This is a genomic window from Microbacterium lacus (genome assembly GCF_044794305.1).
GTDB lineage: Bacteria > Actinomycetota > Actinomycetes > Actinomycetales > Microbacteriaceae > Microbacterium > Microbacterium lacus_B.
Map to the genome: position 1 here is coordinate 2,106,901 of NZ_CP084996.1, position 18,746 is coordinate 2,125,646.

Sequence of the window (18,746 nt, forward strand, 5' to 3'; positions counted from 1 at the left end):
CCCGCCTCGCGATGGACTCCAGCACACTCACGAACATCGCGTGGGCGGTCGCCTTCTTCGTTGATCTTGCGATCAAGGTGACCGCCCTCATCATCATTCCCCGCGATCGCAAGCCCACGGCGGCGATGGCATGGCTGCTCGCGATCTTCCTCATCCCCTACGTCGGCATCCTGTTGTTCTTGCTGATCGGAAACTTCCGGCTTCCGAAAGCACGCCGTGACGAGCAGGCACGCATCGACGCCATCATCCGATCGACAGTAAGCACGCAGAGTCTCGAATTGACGGATGCTTCGTGGCCGAGGTGGTTCCAGCGGGTCGTGCAGCAGAACGAGAAGCTCACCGGCATCCCGGCGACCATCGGCAACGAGGCGGTACTCCTCGACGATTACCAAGGATCGATCGACGCCATGGCGGAGTCGATCGACACCGCGACGACGTTCGTGCACGTGGAGTTCTTCATCGTCGCGTGGGACGACACGACGCGCGGATTCTTCTCTGCGATGGAACGCGCGGTCGCGCGAGGCGTGACGGTCCGCCTTCTCGCCGACCACCTTCCCTCGGCCAAGATCCCAGGAAGCAAGGAGACCTTCGCCGAACTCGATCGCATCGGCGTGAAGTGGTCGTGGATGCTGCCGGTGCAGATCTTCAAGGGCAAGTATCAGCGGCCTGACCTGCGCAACCATCGCAAGCTCGTCGTGGTCGACGGACGCGTCGCATTCATGGGATCGCAGAATCTCATCGCACGCACCTACGATTCGCCGAAGAACATCGAACGCGGCCTCCAGTGGCAAGAGCTGATGACTCGGCTGAGCGGGCCGGTCGTCGCCGGTGTCAACGCCGTCTTCCTCTCGGACTGGCTGATCGAGACGGGCGAACTTCTCACCGACCATGTGCCGGCAGCCGACGTCGTCGCGTCGACCTCGCCCGATGCGCTGTTGTGCCAGGTCGTCCCCAGCGGTCCCGCCTACACGACCGAGAACAACCTGCGGATGTTCTTGTCGCTGATCTACGGCGCGACCGAGAAGGTCATCATCACGAGCCCGTACTTCGTCCCGGACGAAGCAATGGTCTACGCGATCACGACAGCCTGTCAACGCGGACTCGACGTGCAGCTCTTCGTTTCTGAGGAAGCCGACCAGTGGCTCGTCGGGCACGCTCAGCGGTCGTACTACGGCGACCTGCTCGAAGCGGGAGTGCGCATCTTCATGTACCCCGCACCATTCATCTTGCACGCCAAGCATCTTTCGATCGACGACGACATCGCCTTCATCGGCTCTAGCAACATGGACGTCCGATCCTTCAGCCTCAACGCCGAATCGTCCCTTCTCGTGCGCGGGCGATCGTTCGTCGCGGGTATGCGCGAAGTCGAGCAGAAGTATCGCGACATCGGGCGCGAGTTGACCCTGGATGAGTGGCGGCGTGAGCCCGCGAAGGCCACATTCTTCGACGGAATCGCCCGGCTCACATCGGCCCTCAACTAGGGTCAAATCACCCAGACAGAGTGACGACCCCCGCGCGCCTGACCGCGAGCCTGATGGTGTACACCGCTAGCGCAATCGGAGGAATCCATGACCACATTCGACTACGGTCCGATCGAGTTCTATGCGATCGGCTTCGATGGCGACAAGCCGGGGCCCGAAGTGCTTCAGGCCGTCGACGACCTCGTCGCGGCCGGCACGGTCAACGTGCTCGACCTGATATTCGTCGCCCGCTCCGCCGAGGGCGAGCTATCGATGATGGAGCTTTCCGACACGATCGAATCGGCAAGCGCACCCGCACTCGATCTCGCAGGCCTGGCCAGCGAGGAAGACATCGAGGAGCTTGCGGCCGGTCTTGAGCCGGGCACCTCGGCTGCGATCCTCGTCGTCGAGCTGCTCTGGGCCAAGGCATTCGCCGGGGCTCTGTGGCAGGCGGGCGGCACGGTGCTCTCGCGCACCAGCATCCCGGCCCCCATCGTCAACGCGTACCTGTCCGAATACAACGACTGAAGGAGACCGACATGCTCGGAAGAAGAGGACGCCCGGGACTCATCGGGATGGCCGCACGCACGGCGGTCGTGGCGGGGACGGCGACGGCCGTCTCAGGAAGCGTGGCATCCCACCAGGCGAACAAGGCCAACCAGGCCGCAGAGGCCCAGGCCTACGAAGCACAGCAACAGCAGGCGGCGATGGATGCTGCGGCAGCGCAGGCCGTGGCGAACGCGCAGGCCGCCGCACCCCCGCCGTCTCCCGCTCCGGCCGCGGCCGCGGCGCCGGATCTGATGGGACAATTGACCCAGCTCGGTCAGCTCCACGCGCAGGGAATTCTCTCCGACGACGAGTTCGCTGCGGCAAAGGCCAAACTCCTGAGCTGAGCGGGGAGTTGAGGCGGGGTTCGGCCAGGCTTCGGCGGAACCCCGTCTCTTGACGTTTGGGGGGCGTCAGCGGTGCGGGTCAGTGCAGGGCGGCTTTGAGCAAGATCATCAGCATGCCGAAGCCCGCGGTCGCCAGCGACCCGAGCAACCGCACCCACCACGGCGAGCTACGGCGCGTGAACGCCACAAAGCCGAGTACCGCCAGCACCGCGACGCAAGTCCACAGGGCCAGCCAGATCGCGACGGGATCCGACACGATGTGGCTTGTTCCGAGCAGCAGAATGCACGCCGGGATGAGGGCAGAGACCAGGAGCCCCCACGAGTGGTGCAACGCATCACGGAATGCCTTGCGCAATCCCGTCGTGCCGTCACCGAAGCCGTGGCGCGAGACCGTGCCGGCGTACACGTGGGCGGCCCAAAAGACGAGGACCGTGCCCACGACGGCGAGGAAGACACTCCACGCCGTCGCGTTCTCCGCACCGGTGACGACGATCAGGCCGGCGACGAGGATGACGCCGTAGACGCCCTCCTCAGATCCGAACGAGTTCGTGACACTCTGCAGCCGGTCACTCGGTGAATCGGGACGGTCTTGGTCGAAAGAATCCTGCATCACACCTCACTGTCGGGCCATGGCGATGCGCATGCGCTCCTCGGGGTCGATGAAGTGGTCGTGGTCATCGGTTCCGAGGTCGATCTGCACCCATCCGATCTTGCCCGAGAATCTGCTCGTCTGGGGCGTGTAATCGCTGCTGACCCCGGTTCCCGAGTCGTAGCCCACATCCGTCGTCTCGTCTGCAGAGAAGATCATGGGCTGCGTGACCTCGACACGCCCCGTCCCGACCGGGGCGCCGTCGTAGTAGAGAGTCACCCCGCCGCCCTTCGCGAGACCACCCCCGTCATAGGCGAACTCCATCCGCACCTGGTGGGTGCCCTCCGCGAGCACGGAGTCGGCGCGCGTGAGGAACTCGTGGATGCCCAGGGTGTTGTAGACGAACACGGCTCGACCCTCGTGGAAGTACAGGGCCCACCCGCCGAACCGGCCGCCCTGCGCGACCACCACCCCCTGCGTGCTCTTGCCGCGGATCGTGACCTCGGCGGTGACCGAGAAGGACTTGTTCTTGATGCTGAGGACGCTGTTCTCCGACAGGCGCCCCATACCCGAGAACAGCAGTTGTGAGTTTCCGCGCAGGAGGGTCGGTCGTCCCGCGAGATCGGGGTTGAGCCGCTCTCCGGTCCGGTCGTCGATCGGCAACACGTTGTACTTCACCGCCTCGATCAGCCATAGCCTCTGGAGCGCGTGCAGCCGTTCCGGTTGCTCCTTCGACAGGTCGTGCGCCTGGCTGTAGTCGGCACTCCCGTCATAGAGCTCCCAGATGTCGTCATCGAGCGGGCCGGTCTGCTCCATAAGCATCCAAGGAGTGCGGTGCTTGGTGACCGCACTCCACCCCCGGTGGTACACCCCGCGGTTTCCGAACATCTCGAAGTACTGCAGATCGTGGCGCTCCGGCGCATCCTTCTCTCCGAAGGCGTACAGCATGCTCGAGCCTTCGATCGGAGCCTGCTGCACTCCGTTGACCATCGTGGGTTCAGGGAGACCGGCGGCTTCGAGGATGGTGGGGGCGATGTCGATCACGTGCGTGAACTGTGAGCGCAGCCCGCCCTTGTCGGCAATGCCGTTCGGCCAATGAACGATTGCGCCGTTGCGGGTTCCACCCCAGTGGGAGGCGACCTGCTTGGTCCACTGGAAGGGCGTGTCCATCGCCCATGCCCAGCCCACGGCGTAGTGGTTGTAGGAGGTGGGTGTTCCGAACTCGTCCATCTTCGACATCATGAACTCGGGTGTCTCGAGTGCGGCCATGCCGTTGAAGTTCGCCATCTCGTTGAAGGCGCCGTTGACGGTGCCCTCCGCCGACGCACCGTTGTCTCCGATGATGTAGTAGATGATGGTGTCGTCGAGGATCCCGAGGTCTTCGATCGCATCGATGACTCGGCCCACATGGTGGTCGGTGTGCTCGAGAAAACCCGCGTACACCTCCATCTCACGCTCCAGAACGGGCTTCAGATCGGCGGGCATGTCGTCCCACGCAGGGATCTCGCCGTGGCGAGAGGTGAGATCCGCGTCAGCAGGAATCACGCCGAGCTCCTTCTGTCGCGCGAAGGTCTTCTCTCGCTGCGCATCCCAGCCGTCGGCGAACCGGCCCTTGTACTTGTCCGCCCACTCCGGCGGCACATGGTGGGGCGCGTGGGTCGCACCCGGCGCGAAGTACACGAAGAACGGCTTCTCGGGCATGAGGGCCTTCTGGGTGCGCATCCAACCGATCGCCCGATCGGCGAGGTCTTCGGTGAGGTGGTACCCGTCTTCCGGAGTAGCCGGCGGTTCGACCGGAGTCGTCCCTTCGTACAGCGCCGGCTCCCACTGGTTGTTCTCTCCACCGATGAATCCGTAGAACGTCTCGAACCCGCCACCGCCCGAAGGCCATGCGTCGAAGGGGCCCATCGGTGAGGATTGCCACACCGGAACCTCGTGGCACTTGCCGAACTGCGCCGTGGAGTAGCCGTTGAGTTTCAGCGTCATCGCCAGCGGAGCCTTGGTGTTCGGCTTGAGCGAGCTGTAACCGGGGGCAGACGTGGCGGTCTCTGTGATGCTCCCCATCCCGACCGAGTGGTGATTGCGTCCCGTCAGCAGCGCCTGCCGCGTCGGCGCGCAGAGCGCGGTCGTGTGGAAGCGATTGAGCTTCAGTCCACCTGCGGCGAGCTTCTCGGCGTTGGGCGTTGCGCACGGACCCCCGAAAGCACTGGCCGCGCCGAATCCGACATCGTCGAGAAGGATGATCACGACGTTCGGCGCACCCTGTGGCGGAAGGAGCGGCTCGATCGGCGGAAACGCCGTGTCGGGATCCTTCGCGTCGTAAGTCGTCAGACGCGGGACGGTTCGGTCTGGGATCGGGAGCATAGTCCGGCTGTGGCGATCGATCGACATGAAAAACACCTCTCCTCAGGGCTACCTGTTTGACGCTAACGTCGGCCCGTCGCGCAGACGTCACCTCGATCGGGTGACTTCGAGCGATGGGTGCGGCGCTACTGTCGGGGCACAACCGCTGAAGGGATTGCTGTGCAACGACCCCTCGCCAGGTCGTGCCCTCGCACCTCAGTCGGCCGAGGGTACGGTGGAGGTGTGACCGGAACCGACCGCGACATGGCGCTGATCGACGCGGGTGTGTTGCGTATGGGGTCAGGCGACTTCTACCCCGACGAGCAGCCCGTGCACGAGCGTGAGATCGACGCGTTCCACATCGACCGGTACGCCGTCACGAACGAGCAGTACGCGCAGTTCGTCGATGCCACGGGGTACGTGACGATCGCCGAGCGCGAGCTCGACCCGAAGGACTTCCCGGGCGCCGACCCCGACGCACTGGTGGCCGGCGCGATGGTCTTCACCCCCACGGCCGGGCGCGTCGATCTCGCGAATTGGCGCAACTGGTGGCGGTGGCAGCCCGGCGCGTTCTGGCGAAAGCCGTTCGGCCCCGACTCGTCCGTTGATGACCGGCCGCAGCATCCGGTCGTTCATGTTGCCTACCCGGATGCTGTCGCCTACGCCGAATGGGCGGGCGCGCGGCTTCCCACCGAGGCAGAACATGAGTACGCCGCCCGCGGCGGGTTGGTCGGAGCGACCTACGCGTGGGGCGACGAAACCTACCCGGACGGCGTGGCACGAGCGAACTCGTGGCTCGGGCGCTTTCCGTACGACAACCAAGGGGTGGGTGGCACCGCGCCGGTGGGCTCCTATCCTGCCAACGGCTACGGGCTTTACGACATGACCGGCAACGTGTGGGAGTGGACGAGCGACTTCTACACACCCCGCCACCTGCGGCTGTCTGACAAGCCCGTCGATGCCGGCAAACGCGCGAACCTGCTCGCCGCCGCGAGCGCCGAACCCGGGTTTGCCACCCCCCGCCGCGTGCTCAAGGGTGGATCGCACCTGTGCTCGCCTGATTATTGCCTGCGCTTTCGGCCTGCCGCGCGCTCTCCGCAGGCCGAAGACACCGGCATGTCGCACATCGGCTTCCGCTGCGCCCGGGACGCGTGACCGCGTCGGACGTTTCGCATCGAGACGAGCGAGCCCTCGAAGCCGCAACGGCGGGCAGCTCCTCGCAGTCCTGCGTGTTTGGGGCACGGCACGCACACACCCCCGAACTCACCTACAGCCCACACACGACGCGGCGCCCGAGAATCCTCCCGGGCGCCGCGATCGTGTGTCGTTCGCGCTCAGACCTGCGCGTCTACTCCCACCGCAGGAACACTCTCTCCGGAAATGACGGATGCCTCGTCAGCGTCGAGGTCCTGAGCCGCCTGCTCGAACTGCGACTGGTACAGGCGCCAGTACGCGCCCTTGGCCGCGATGAGTTCGTCGTGCGAGCCCTTCTCGACGATGTCTCCGTGCTCCATCACCAAGATGAGATCGGCGTCGCGGATCGTCGAGAGGCGGTGGGCGATCACGAACGACGTGCGTCCCTCGCGGAGAGCGTTCATCGCGTGCTGCAGCAGCAGCTCGGTGCGGGTGTCGACCGACGACGTCGCTTCGTCGAGGATGAGCACCGAGGGCTGGGCGATGAACGCACGAGCAATCGTGATGAGCTGCTTCTCGCCCGCCGAGACGTTCGAGGCATCCTCATCCAGCACCGTGTCATAACCCTCGGGCAACGAGTGCACGAAGCGATCGACGCGCGTTGCCTTTGCGGCCTCGAGGATCTCTTCGTCGGTCGCCGACTCACGCCCGTACCGGATGTTCTCGCGGATGGTTCCGGCGAACAGCCACGGGTCTTGCAGCACCATGCCGGTACGCGAGCGCACATCGTCGCGGGTGAGTTCGGCGATGTCCTGTCCGTCGAGCAGGATGCGTCCGCCGTCGAGTTCGTAGAACCGCATGATGAGGTTCACGAGCGTGGTCTTGCCCGCGCCTGTCGGCCCGACGATCGCGACCGTCTGGCCGGGCTCGACGCGGAACGACAGGTCGGTGATCAACGGACGCTCGGGCGTGTATGCGAACTTGACGTTCGCGAACTCGATCACGCCCTCACCGCCGACCGGCTCGGGCGCGTCGTCAGAGTCAGGCTCTTGCTCATCGGCGTCGAGCAGTTCGAACACGCGCTCGGCCGAGGCCGTTCCTGACTGCACGATCGCGGCCATTCCGCCCAGCTGCGAGAGCGGCTGAGTGAACTGCTGCGAGTACTGGATGAACGCCTGCACGTCACCCAGACGCAGGGTGCCGCCGGCGACCATCAAGCCACCGAGAACCGCGATACCGACGTAGGTGAGGTTTCCGATGAAGGTCATGCCGGGCATGATCACGTTCGAGAGGAACTGGGCCTTGAAGCTCGCCTGGTAGAGCTCTTCGTTCTCGATCTCGAACTTCTCGCGCGAGTCGACCTCGCGGCCGTAGACCTTGACGAGCGCGTGGCCCGAGAACGACTCCTCGACGCGAGCGTTGAGCAGCCCCACCTTTCGCCACTGGATGCCGAAGGCCTTCTGCGACTTCGGTCCGATCACTCCGAAGATCACCGTCATCAGCGGCAACGAGATCAGAGCCACGAGGGCAAGCTGCCACGAGATGGAGAACATCATCACCATCACACCGACCACGGTCAGCACCGAGGTCAACGCCGACGACAGCGACTGCTGCATGGTCTGGGTGATGTTGTCGATGTCGTTGGTCACGCGCGAGATGAGCTCACCGCGCTGCACCTTGTCGAAGTACGACAGCGGCAGACGGTTGATCTTCGCCTCGACCGACTCCCGCAGGCGCCACATCGTGCGCACCATGATGATGTTGATCACGTAGCCCTGCACCCAACTGAGCAACGACGAGACGACGTAGATCGCCAGCACCGCGACGATCACCACGCGGAGCGCATCGAAATCGACACCTGCCCCGACGGTGAAGTCGTTCATGGCCCCGACGATGTTGGCGAAGTCGGTTTGACCCGTCGCCTCGAGCGCCGCGACGACATCGGCCTGCGATGTCCCCGCCGGGAACTGTTCGGCCAGCCCCGTCGACACGGCTCCCTCGAAGATGAGGTTGGTGGCCTCACCGAGGATCTTCGGAGCGATGACGGCCAGCACGACACCGATGGCACCGAGGATCGACACGATCGTGAACGCGAACGCGTGGGGACGCAAGAGTCCGATCAGGCGGCCGAAGCTCTGGCCGAAGTTCGCGGCCTTGCCGGGCTTGACGCTGTCCCAGTCCCCCGAGTTCTGTCGCGCCTGTTCGGCGAGTTCGAGTTCGAGACGTTCTTCCTCTGTCAGCGTGTCTGGAGCACTCATGCCTGCACCGCCAGCTGCGAGTCGACGATTTCTCGGTAGGTGGCACTGCTCTCGATCAACTCTTCGTGCGTGCCGAGACCGACCATGCGGCCGTCCTCCAGCACGACGATGCGATCCGCTTCGGTAATCGTCGAGACGCGCTGGGCGACGACGATTTTGGTGACGTGTGGCAATTCTCTCCAGAGTGCTTGACGCAATCGCGCGTCGGTCGTGAGGTCGAGCGCCGAGAACGAGTCATCGAAGATCAGGATGTCGGGCTGGTGCACGATCGCTCGCGCGATCGCCAGGCGCTGGCGCTGCCCGCCCGAGACGTTCGTGCCGCCCTGCGAGATGCGCGCGCCGAGCTGGCCATCCATCTGCTCGACGAAGTCCTTGCCCTGAGCGATCTCGAGCGCCGCCCAGAGTTCGTCATCGGTGGCTTCTTCACGCCCGAAGCGCAGGTTCGAGGCGACGGTGCCGGAGAACAGGAACGGACGCTGGGGCACCAGGCCGATGCCCTTCCAGAGCTCGTCGAGGTCGGCCTTGCGCACGTCCACACCCCCGACCTGCGCAGACCCGCCGGTCACATCGAACAGACGCGGGATGAGGGAGATGAGTGTCGTCTTGCCCGCACCGGTCGAGCCGACCACGGCGACGGTCTCGCCCGGCTTCGCCTCGAAGGTGATGCCTTGCAGTACCGGTTGCTCGGCACCGGGGTAGCTGAACTCGACATCATCGAAGCGCACCGTTGCGCGCGCAGGAAACTCGCGCACGGGGTTGGTGGCGCGCACGAGCGTCGACTCGCTCGCGAGCACCTCACCGATGCGCTCGGCCGAGACCGCTGCACGGGGAATCATGATCACCATGAAGCTCGCCATGAGCACACCCATGAGGATCTGTGCGATGTACTGCATGAACGCGAAGAGTGTGCCGATCTCGATTGAGCCCGCATCGACCTCGATGCCGCCGAACCAGATGACACCGACGATCGTGACGTTGAGCACGAGCATGGCGACCGGAAACAGCAGCACGAAGAGCGAGCCGACCTTGCGACCGACCACCATGATGTCGGTGTTCGCCCCGCGGAAGCGCTCTTCTTCAATGTCTTCGCGCACGAAAGCGCGCACGACCCGCACGCCGGTCAGTTGCTCGCGCATGATGCGGTTGACCGCGTCAAGCTTGGTCTGAAAGACGCGGAACAGCGGCACCATCCGGCTCACGATCAGCAGGACGATCACCAGCAGAAGCGGAACGGCGACCGCGATCAGCCAGCCGAGCCCCAGGTCTTGTCGCAGAGCCATGATGACCCCACCGATCGCGAGCAGCGGAGCGGTGACGAGCATGGTCGAGCCCATCATCGCGAGCATCTGCACCTGCTGCACGTCGTTCGTGTTGCGAGTGATGAGCGACCCAGGGCCGAAGGCGGAGACCTCTCGCTCGGAGAAAGCGCTGACCTTCTCGTAGATGTCGCGGCGGATGTCGCGGCCCGCCGCCATCGACGCTTTGGCCGCGAAGTAGGTGGCGATGATCGCCGCGACGATCTGCCCGAACGAGATCGCCAGCATGACCGACCCGGTCGACCAGATGTAGGCGGTGTCGCCCCGCGAGACACCCTGGTCGATGATGTCGGCGTTCAGCCGCGGGAGGTAGAGGGTCGCAACCGCCGAGATGATCTGAAAGATCAGCAACGCGAGCAAGAGCCAGCGATAGGGCGTGAGATAGCGGATGAGGAGTTTGGCGAGCACGAGGTCTCCTGCAGTGCAGAGGGTGACATGGCGCACAGAAGGGAGGCCTGGGGCATCCCGCGCGCGAAACGAGCCTACGCCCGGTCGCCGACACCGAGGACCGCAGAGCTACGCCCTGAGCGAATCGCCCCAGAAACCGCCCTAGGGGGATGGCGCGGGAGGCGCAGGCGGTTTCGTCTTCGGTTGCTCGGGCAACTGTGCCGAGAGTGCGGCGACCTGCTTCGACAGCTCACGCACCTGCATCCGCGTCGCCGGTTCACCGGCATCACGGCCGGTACGCTCGAGCACCCACGACGCGAGGGTAGCCGTGACGACGCCGACGAGCGCGACACCGCCGCACATGAGCAGCACGGCAACGGTACGACCCCATACAGTCACGGGGTAGTAGTCGCCGTACCCCACGGTCGTCAGGGTCACAAATGCCCACCAGATCGCATCGCCGATGGTCTCGATGTTCGCCCCGGGGGCTCCGCGCTCAGAATCGAGGACGGCGAGCGCGCCCATCCAGATCAGCACGATAACCGAACCGAGGCCGTAAATGAGAAGCCGCCCGCGCAGGGCGGCACCGGCAGTGCGGCGCAGCGTGTTGACCAACGTCACCGCGCGCAGCAGCGTCAACGGCCGCAGTGCGGGCAGGGTGACGACCGCGAGCTCGAACAGGTGTGAGCGGAACCAGGGCCAGCGCGGTGAGGCCAGCCTCAGCCGCACGATGTAGTCAGCGACGAACACCAACCAGGCGACCGTCATGACGACTCGTGCGACGAGGTACTGAACGCCTTGCAGATCGGCGATCACCTGCCACGAGTACGCGACGATGTAGACCAACGAGATGATCACCAGAGGCCAATACGAGAGCCTCTCCCAACGCTCCAAGGTCATCGCGCGGCATCCTTATCTCCCGAGAGCCAGCGCAGCCAGCGCGCGCCAGGGTCCCCCTCGAGAATGAGCGCACGGACCAGCAAGGTCAACGGGATCGACAGGATGGCTCCGAGCGGGCCGATGATGAACGTCCAGAAGATGACCGAGAAGAAGCTCAGCGTCAGCGTGATGTCGACTGCGTCGCTGACGAACTTCGGTTGGATCAAGACCTGGAGGGTGACATTCACCACGCAGTAGACCGCGATCACGGCGAGCATCAGCGGCCAACCGCCGACGACCAGCGCCAGGAGCGCCGGCGGGATGAGCCCGACGACGAAGCCGATGTTCGGAATGAAGTTGGTCACGAACGCGAGAATTGCCCAGACCACGGGGGCAGGGATGTCGAGCGCCCAGAGCGCGAGCCCATCGATGATCGCGACGATGGCACCGAACGTGGCGTTGACGATGTAGTAGCGCCGCACCCCGGTGTTGAACTTCTGAAAGCGACCGACCGCGGCGCGGGCCGACACTCCGAACGACTGCTCGGCCCGCGTGTAGCGGGCACCGTCTACGGCCATGAAGATCACGTACGCCAGGACGAAGAAGAAGGCAGTGAGCACCCCCAGCACGGTGCCCCCCAGTGAGGCGGCGAAGCTGGCGATCGTGGACGGATCAAGGACGGATGCCGTCGCATCCGCCGCCTGCTGGTCCAGTCCCACCGCCTCGAGCCCATCGATGAGCGCTTGCGCCGTCTGACGTAGCTCGTCGGCGTAATCGCCCACTAAGCGGACGAACTGCGTGCCGGCGAAGAACAGCAGCAGCGCGAGGAACGCGAGGATGAGGTAGGCCACGACGATCACCGCGGTCGTCGCCAACCAGCGCGGCCATCCGCGCCGCTCGAGCGGGTGACGAACGGGGTGACAGATGATCACGATCACCGCCGCGAGCGCGAGGGGCCCGACGAGCTCGCGGGCGAACGACACGCCAGTAAGGGCGATCACCGCCGCGGCGAGCCCGATCAGCACCGTCAGCGTCGGCGAGAGGGGCGGCGGAGTCATCACGGACGAGGGGGCACGCTTCACGGGGCCAGGCTAGTGCGCGTCGGCGAGGCTGAGCGGCCAGCGCGCCGCACCGCTCTATCGTGAGCGCGTGGACTTCAGTCAGCTGCTCACGGTCAGCATCTCCTGGTGGGACGTCGTCTTTGCGCTGATCGCCGTCATCGCGGGATGGATCCTGTCGCGCTTCGCCAAGCGGGGAACGCTCGCGGTACTCGCTCACGTCCCGAACGTCACGCCCGCGCTCGCCCTCTTCGGTGCACGGGTCGCGCAGTACAGCGTGCTTTTGCTCGGATTCGGAATCGCGCTCGCCCTCCTCGGCGCCAACATCCAGCCGCTGCTTGCCATGAGCCTGATCGTCATCGCGGTGGCCGCACTTGTCATGCGCGGTGTCGCCGACAACTTCGCTGCGGGTGTGCTCATTCAGACGCGCAAGTCGGTACTGGTGGGCGAAGACCTCATGGTCGAGGGCCCTGACGGCGAACCGATCATCGGCACAGTGACCGAGTTGAATTCGCGCGCGGTCATCATGCAGACCCTCGACGGCCGCACGGTTCATACGCCCAACTCGAAGCTCATGACTGAGACTCTGGTGAACTTCTCACGCCACGGCGAGCGCCGCAGCGAGGTGCAGGTACGCATCGAGCGCGGCGCGACGCCGGTCGAAGAGGTATTGAAGGCGGTGACGGATGCTGCCGCCCACGCGGAGGGAGTGCTCCAGAGCACTCCGGCTCGGTCTCTGGTGAGCACGGTTTCGCCCGAACGCATCGCCGCGCGCGTGCAGTTCTGGCACGCGCCGGCCGCGGCGGTTGCGACGAGCGCGGCAGTCGTCGCTGCGATCTCGGGGGCGATCACGGCCGCCGGTTGGAAGGGAACCGTGACGAGCGACGTGATGGCTCCGCCGCTGATCTCGCCCGATCGGGTCTAGCCCCGAACGCGAGGGTCGGTGCGGAGAACACCTGCTATCGTCACGGCCGCGATATTGCGCCATGATGTCGCCATGAGTGCATTGCCGCCGAATGAGTTCGTCGCCTCGTGGACGAAGCCCCTAAGTGTCACCGATCGCGTGGCGGCGGGGCAGGCCGCGCGACAGCAGAAGCCGCGCAGCACCCTGTCGCGACTGACCATCGGCGAGCGCGACCCGCTAGGCATCCTCGATAAGCAGAACGCAACTCGCGAGCAAGACCTCATCCCCCTGCGCACCGAGCGCATGTCGGCGAGTCCGTTCGCGTTCTACCGCGGGACGGCGGCCATTCAAGCGGCCGACCTCGGGAACGATCCGCACAGCGGCATTCTGGTGCCCTCCTGCGGTGACGCACACGTGGCGAACTTCGGCTTCTACGCGTCGCAGCAACGCACACTCGTGTTCGACCTCAACGACTTCGACGAGGCCGCGTGGGCACCCTGGGAGTGGGATGTCAAGCGACTCGTCACCAGCGTCGTCATCGCCGGGCAGGCGACCTCACGAGATGAAGATGTCGTGATGGATGCTGCGCTCGCCGCCGTCCGGACCTATGCGCGAGCGATGGCAGCGTATGCCGAGCGCAGTCCGCTCGTGCGGTTCTTCGAGCACCTCGATGTGGCCGCAGCGGTCGATTCCGCCGAGAAGTCTTCCCGCAGCGTGCTCAAGGACGCGATCCACGATGCGCAGAAGCGCACCGCAGACCGCGCCGTGCGCAAACTCACACAAAAGGGACCCGACGGCCGCATGACCTTCATCGAATCTCCGCCCACCATGGTGCAGGCGGACGCCGATACCCAAGGGCGCCTGATCGAGAACGTTCGGAACTATGCCCAGTCGGCGAACGTCGATATCCGCATGCTCCTGAGTCATTACACCGTGTCGGACATCGCCCGACGTGTGGTGGGCGTCGGTAGCGTCGGCACGCTGTGCACACTCGTGCTGCTGCAGGACGGCGACGGCAACGTCCTCCTTCTTCAGGGCAAGCAGGCAAACAAAAGCGTCCTGGTCGAGTACGGCGCCATGGAGCAGCCCGAGGTCTTCGCTCCGCATGTGGAGCAACACGGAGAGGGCGGACGCGTGGTTGCACTGCAACGAATCCTGCAGGCCGTGTCAGACCCGTTTCTCGGCCACCTGCGGGGCAAACGAGGCGATTTCTACGTGAGGCAGTTCCACGACATGAAAGGCGGCATCGACGCCGACCAGATCGAGGATGGGCCGTTCCGCAACTACGCCCAGGGGTGCGCAGCGACCCTCGCCCGCGCACACGCACAGGCACCCAACGCGGCCGATGTCGCCGGCTATATCGGCAACGGACGTGTGGTCGGCGAATCGATCCTCGAGTGGGCGTACGCGTACGCGGCGCTGTCGAAGCAGGATTACAACGCCTTCGTCGCGGCCAACCCGGCAGCTGCCCCGACCGCGCGCGCGGAGGCCTGAGCGTTTAGTCGTTCTCGTCGGAGTCGGCGTTGGAATCCGACTCCGGCTCAGACGCGCTGAGGGAGTTCCGAGGGCGCCACACCACCAGTTCGGTCGCTCGGCGAACGCGCGTGCCGTGACGCAGGGTGACGACCGACCCGGTCGAGCCCGCGGCGAAGACGCGTGCGCCGGGTCGCCTCTCGAGCTCGGTGCGCATGCGTTCTTCGAGGTCGCGCACACGGAGGTGCAACTCGCGCACTCGATCTTCGAGGTCGAGGATCCGCGCTATCGCGGGCAGGCCCATACCCTCGCTCGACATGCGCGCGACTTCGCGCAGCTGCTCGACGTGACGCAACGAGTAACGCCGCGATCCGCCCTGAGTGCGGGCGGCAACGACGAGGCCGAGTCGGTCGTACTGCCGAAGGGTCTGCGGGTGCATTCCCGAGAGCTCCGCGGCAACAGCGATCGCGAAAATCGGGGCATCCTCGTCGATGTCGGAGGCCATGATCAGCCGCGCGCCTTCGACATCAGGTCGGCGCGAGGATTCTCTTTCGGCTCGAGGTCGTGGAAGCGCTGCAGCGCTTCGCGGGCAGCGTCATCGAGATGCGCGGGCACGGCCACCTGGACTTCGGCGAGCAGGTCACCGGTGCCCTTTGCGGTGTGGATGCCGCGTCCTTTGACACGCAGCACACGGCCCGACGGCGTCCCGGGCGCAACGCGCAACTTTACGGTGTCGCCGCCGAGGGTCGGAACCTCGATGGTGGCGCCGAGGGCTGCCTCGGTGAAGGTCACCGGCACCACGACCCGGATGTTGAGCCCTTCACGCGTAAAGACGGGATGAGGCCGCACCGCGACCTGGACGACGATGTCGCCGGTCTCGCCACCGTCCGGCGAGGGGCGTCCGCGCCCGCGGAGGCGGATCTTCTGAGAGTCCGCAACGCCGGCGGGGATCTTCACCTTGAACGGCTTGCCGTCCTCGCCGGCCAGGGTGATGGTCTCGCCCTGCGCGGCGGTCGTGAAGTCGATCGTCGTACGCGCGGTGACATCGGCCCCACGGGTGGGTCCGCCATAACCGCGGAACCCGCCCGTCGACTGACCGAAACGACCATTGCCGAAGCCACCCTGCTGCTGATTGAACATCGCGAAGATGTCTTCGAAGTCCTCGGGGGTCTGGGTACGCGCGCCCCCTCGACCTCCGCCGAACCGCGAGAAGACATCGTCAAATCCACCGGCACCCTGGCCACCCGCGGTGAAACGGGCGCCCGAGCCCATCGCCCGGATCTGGTCGTACTCCGCACGCTGTTCGGCGTCGCCGATCACCGAGTAGGCCTCGCTGATCTCTTTGAACTTCGCCTCAGCCGCAGCATCCCCCTGATTCGAATCGGGGTGATACTTGCGTGCGAGCTTGCGGTACGTCTTCTTCAGGTCGGCGTCGGTGACATCTTTCTGCACTCCGAGCGTCTTGTAGAAGTCTTTGTCGAACCAGTCCTGGCTTGCCATGCGGGCTCCTACTCCGCCGGAACGGCGACGACGACCTTGGCCGGTCGCAGTTCGGTCTCGCCGAGGCGATACCCGACCTCGACGACCTCGAGGATGGTTGCAGTCTCCACACCGGGTGTCGGGGCCTGGAAGATCGCCTCGTGCTGCTGAGGATCGAACGGCTCACCGGCTGCGCCGTACGCGGTCATGCCCATCTTCTCGGCCACACCGCGTACCTTCTCAGCGATCGCGTGGAACGCGGTGCCCTCTTCGAGGTCACCGTGCTTCTCGGCACGGTCGAGGTCATCGAGTGCCGGGATGAGCGCCTTTGCGGCCGCTCCTCTGGCGCGTTCGATCTCGATCTCACGCTGGTCTTCTGTGCGCCGGCGGTAGTTGGCGTACTCGGCCTGCAGGCGCTTGAGGTCGTTCAGCAGGGTCGACTCGAGGTCTGCCAGGACGGCATCCTCGGCCGCGGCCTCGGCGGACTGCTGAGCGCCGAGGATGTCGTCGACCGTCAGTTCATCCTGCGACTCGGGGCCGGTGGCCTCGGCTGATTGCTCAGTCGAAGCCTCCGACCCCTCGTCGTCTGGACGAACTTCGCCGTTATCGAAGTTCTTGTCCGTCATCAGTTCCTACTTCTTGTCTTCCTCGTCGTCGACAACCTCTGCGTCGATGACATCCTCGTCCGATTCGGGCGCGGCGTCACCTGCAGGAGCGTCGGCACCAGCATCCGGAGCCTGCTGAGCCTGGTTCGACGCGTACAGCGCCTCACCGATCTTGCCCTGCGACTCATTCAGCTTGTCGAACGCGGTCTTCACGGCCTCGTCGTCTTCGCCCGCAAGCGCCGCCTTGAGCGCGTCGACGTCGGCCTGAACCTCGGTCTTGACCTCTGCGGGAAGCTTCTCGTCGTTCTCTTTCAGCAGCTTGTCGATCGAGTACGCGAGCGTCTCGGCCTGGTTGCGGGTCTCGGCGAAGTCACGACGCTTCTTGTCTTCAGCGGCGTTCTCTTCGGCCTCTTTGACCATGCGATCGATGTCTTCCTTCGGGAGGCTCGAGCCGCCCGTGATCGTCATCGACTGCTCCTTGCCGGTGCCCTTGTCTTTGGCAGACACGTGCACGATGCCGTTGGCGTCGATGTCGAACGTGACCTCGACCTGCGGGATGCCACGGGGGGCCGGCGCGATGCCGGTGAGCTCGAACGTACCGAGCGGCTTGTTGTCGCGCGTGAAGTCACGCTCGCCCTGGAAGACCTGGATCGCGACCGACGGCTGGTTGTCGTCGGCGGTGGTGAAGGTCTCGCTGCGCTTGGTCGGGATAGCCGTGTTGCGCTCGATGAGCTTGGTCATGATGCCGCCCTTGGTCTCGATACCGAGGCTCAGCGGGGTGACATCGATGAGCAGAACGTCCTTGCGCTCACCCTTGAGGACACCGGCCTGGAGGGCCGCGCCCACGGCGACGACCTCATCCGGGTTGACGCCCTTGTTGGCCTCTTTGCCGGCCTCCTGCTTGACCAGTTCGGCCACGGCGGGCATGCGGGTCGATCCACCGACGAGCACGACGTGGTCGATGTCGGCGACCTTGATGCCGGCTTCGCGGATGACGTCCTCGAAGGGCTTCTTGGTGCGGTCGAGCAGGTCTTTGGTGAGGTCCTCGAACTTCGCGCGGGTGATGGTTTCGCTCAGTGACACCGGGCCGCTGTCGGTCAGCGACAGGTAGGGCAGGTTGACGGAGGTCGACATGGAGCTCGAAAGCTCCTTCTTCGCCTGCTCTGCAGCTTCCTTGAGGCGCTGCAGGGCGATCTTGTCACCCGAGACGTCGACGCCGGTGGTGTCTTTGAACTGCTTGATGAAGTAGTCGACGAGACGCTGGTCCCAGTCATCTCCACCGAGGCGGTTGTCGCCTGAGGTCGAGCGCACCTGAATGGTCGAGAAGTCGTCGTCCTTGCCCACTTCGAGCAGCGAGACGTCGAAGGTTCCGCCACCGAGGTCGAAGACGAGGATCAGTTCGTCTTCCTTGCCCCGGTCGAGACCGTAGGCGAGGGCTGCGGCGGTGGGCTCGTTGATGATACGCAGGACATTCAGTCCCGCGATCTCGCCGGCCTCTTTCGTTGCCTGACGCTCGGCGTCGTTGAAGTACGCCGGGACGGTGATGACCGCGTCGGTCACGGTGTCACCCAGGTACTGCTCGGCGTCACGCTTGAGCTTGCCGAGGATGCGGGCCGAGATCTCTTGCGCGGTGTACTTCTTGTCGTCGATGGCGAACTTCCAGTCCGTGCCCATGTGGCGCTTGACGGAAGAGATGGTGCGGTCGACGTTGGTGACGGCCTGGCGCTTCGCGGTTTCGCCGACGAGCACCTCGCCATCCTTCGTGTAGGCCACGACCGAGGGGGTCGTGCGGAAGCCTTCTGCGTTCGCGATGACCTTCGGCTCGCCGCCTTCGAGGACGCTCACGACGGAGTTCGTCGTACCGAGGTCGATTCCCACTGCACGGGGCATGTGTGTCTCCTGAAGTTTGTGATCGGCCCTGGTTGAGCCGTGTTGACTCAAGGCTAGCGAAGCATCCTGAGCATGTCA

General features: G+C 65.1%; 16 protein-coding genes. 6 read left to right on the top strand and 10 right to left on the bottom strand.

Annotated elements, in window-relative coordinates; translation table 11 throughout:
* Positions 1-11 precede the first annotated feature (11 nt).
* The 3 genes from cls (at position 12) to LG299_RS10060 (ending at position 2,353) form a co-directional block, all read left to right on the top strand.
* A complete protein-coding gene (gene cls, locus LG299_RS10050; RefSeq protein WP_404429788.1) occupies positions 12-1,481 on the top strand; it encodes a cardiolipin synthase in 1,470 nt (489 codons plus the stop codon).
* A gap of 87 nt (positions 1,482-1,568) precedes the next feature.
* The gene (locus tag LG299_RS10055) at positions 1,569-1,988 is read left to right on the top strand and encodes a DUF6325 family protein (protein WP_404429790.1); all 420 of its coding nucleotides are present in this window, start codon (positions 1,569-1,571) and stop codon (positions 1,986-1,988) included.
* A gap of 11 nt (positions 1,989-1,999) precedes the next feature.
* Positions 2,000-2,353 carry an SHOCT domain-containing protein gene (locus tag LG299_RS10060; RefSeq protein ID WP_404429792.1) on the top strand — a complete coding sequence of 118 codons (354 nt, stop codon included), beginning with the start codon at positions 2,000-2,002 and terminating at the stop codon, positions 2,351-2,353.
* Positions 2,354-2,432: 79 nt separating this feature from the next.
* On the opposite strand, the gene LG299_RS10065 is transcribed toward LG299_RS10060, so the two are convergent.
* A complete protein-coding gene (locus LG299_RS10065; protein ID WP_404429794.1) occupies positions 2,433-2,963 on the bottom strand; it encodes a hypothetical protein in 531 nt (176 codons plus the stop codon).
* A 6-nt stretch (positions 2,964-2,969) separates the two neighbouring features.
* On the bottom strand, positions 2,970-5,333 hold the full coding sequence (locus LG299_RS10070) for an arylsulfatase (protein ID WP_404429796.1): 2,364 nt from the start codon (positions 5,331-5,333) through the stop codon (positions 2,970-2,972).
* Positions 5,334-5,549: 216 nt separating this feature from the next.
* On the opposite strand from LG299_RS10070, the gene LG299_RS10075 reads away from it, so the two are divergent.
* On the top strand, positions 5,550-6,440 hold the full coding sequence (locus tag LG299_RS10075; RefSeq protein WP_404434853.1) for a formylglycine-generating enzyme family protein: 891 nt from the start codon (positions 5,550-5,552) through the stop codon (positions 6,438-6,440).
* A gap of 179 nt (positions 6,441-6,619) precedes the next feature.
* Here LG299_RS10075 and LG299_RS10080 read toward each other — a convergent pair whose 3' ends face one another.
* The 4 genes from LG299_RS10080 to LG299_RS10095 form a co-directional block, all read right to left on the bottom strand.
* Entirely contained in the window at positions 6,620-8,677 is a 2,058-nt protein-coding gene (locus LG299_RS10080; RefSeq protein WP_404429798.1) for an ABC transporter ATP-binding protein, read from the bottom strand.
* Positions 8,674-10,401, bottom strand: coding sequence for an ABC transporter ATP-binding protein (locus tag LG299_RS10085; protein WP_404429800.1), 1,728 nt, complete (start codon positions 10,399-10,401; stop codon positions 8,674-8,676). The genes LG299_RS10080 and LG299_RS10085 overlap by 4 nt, the downstream gene beginning before the upstream one ends.
* A gap of 141 nt (positions 10,402-10,542) precedes the next feature.
* Complete coding sequence (locus LG299_RS10090; protein WP_404429802.1) at positions 10,543-11,280, bottom strand: potassium channel family protein; 738 nt, start codon at positions 11,278-11,280, stop codon at positions 10,543-10,545.
* Positions 11,277-12,341, bottom strand: a complete 1,065-nt coding sequence (locus LG299_RS10095; RefSeq protein ID WP_404429804.1) for an AI-2E family transporter — start codon at positions 12,339-12,341, stop codon at positions 11,277-11,279. Before LG299_RS10095 ends, LG299_RS10090 begins: the two co-directional genes overlap by 4 nt.
* Before the next feature lie 67 nt (positions 12,342-12,408).
* On the opposite strand from LG299_RS10095, the gene LG299_RS10100 reads away from it, so the two are divergent.
* Complete coding sequence (locus tag LG299_RS10100) at positions 12,409-13,242, top strand: mechanosensitive ion channel family protein (protein ID WP_404429805.1); 834 nt, start codon at positions 12,409-12,411, stop codon at positions 13,240-13,242.
* Between the two features lie 72 nt (positions 13,243-13,314).
* Positions 13,315-14,715 carry a DUF2252 domain-containing protein gene (locus LG299_RS10105; protein WP_404429807.1) on the top strand — a complete coding sequence of 467 codons (1,401 nt, stop codon included), beginning with the start codon at positions 13,315-13,317 and terminating at the stop codon, positions 14,713-14,715.
* 4 nt (positions 14,716-14,719) lie between these two features.
* Here LG299_RS10105 and LG299_RS10110 read toward each other — a convergent pair whose 3' ends face one another.
* The 4 genes from LG299_RS10110 to dnaK are packed head-to-tail and all read right to left on the bottom strand — an operon-like array spanning position 14,720 to position 18,668.
* The gene (locus tag LG299_RS10110; protein WP_404429809.1) at positions 14,720-15,199 is read right to left on the bottom strand and encodes a heat shock protein transcriptional repressor HspR; all 480 of its coding nucleotides are present in this window, start codon (positions 15,197-15,199) and stop codon (positions 14,720-14,722) included.
* 2 nt (positions 15,200-15,201) lie between these two features.
* Positions 15,202-16,194, bottom strand: a complete 993-nt coding sequence (locus tag LG299_RS10115) for a DnaJ C-terminal domain-containing protein (protein ID WP_404429811.1) — start codon at positions 16,192-16,194, stop codon at positions 15,202-15,204.
* An 8-nt stretch (positions 16,195-16,202) separates the two neighbouring features.
* Complete coding sequence (locus LG299_RS10120) at positions 16,203-16,799, bottom strand: nucleotide exchange factor GrpE (protein ID WP_404429813.1); 597 nt, start codon at positions 16,797-16,799, stop codon at positions 16,203-16,205.
* Positions 16,800-16,805: 6 nt separating this feature from the next.
* Positions 16,806-18,668, bottom strand: coding sequence for a molecular chaperone DnaK (gene dnaK / locus LG299_RS10125; RefSeq protein WP_404429815.1), 1,863 nt, complete (start codon positions 18,666-18,668; stop codon positions 16,806-16,808).
* Between the last annotated feature and the right edge of the window lie 78 nt (positions 18,669-18,746).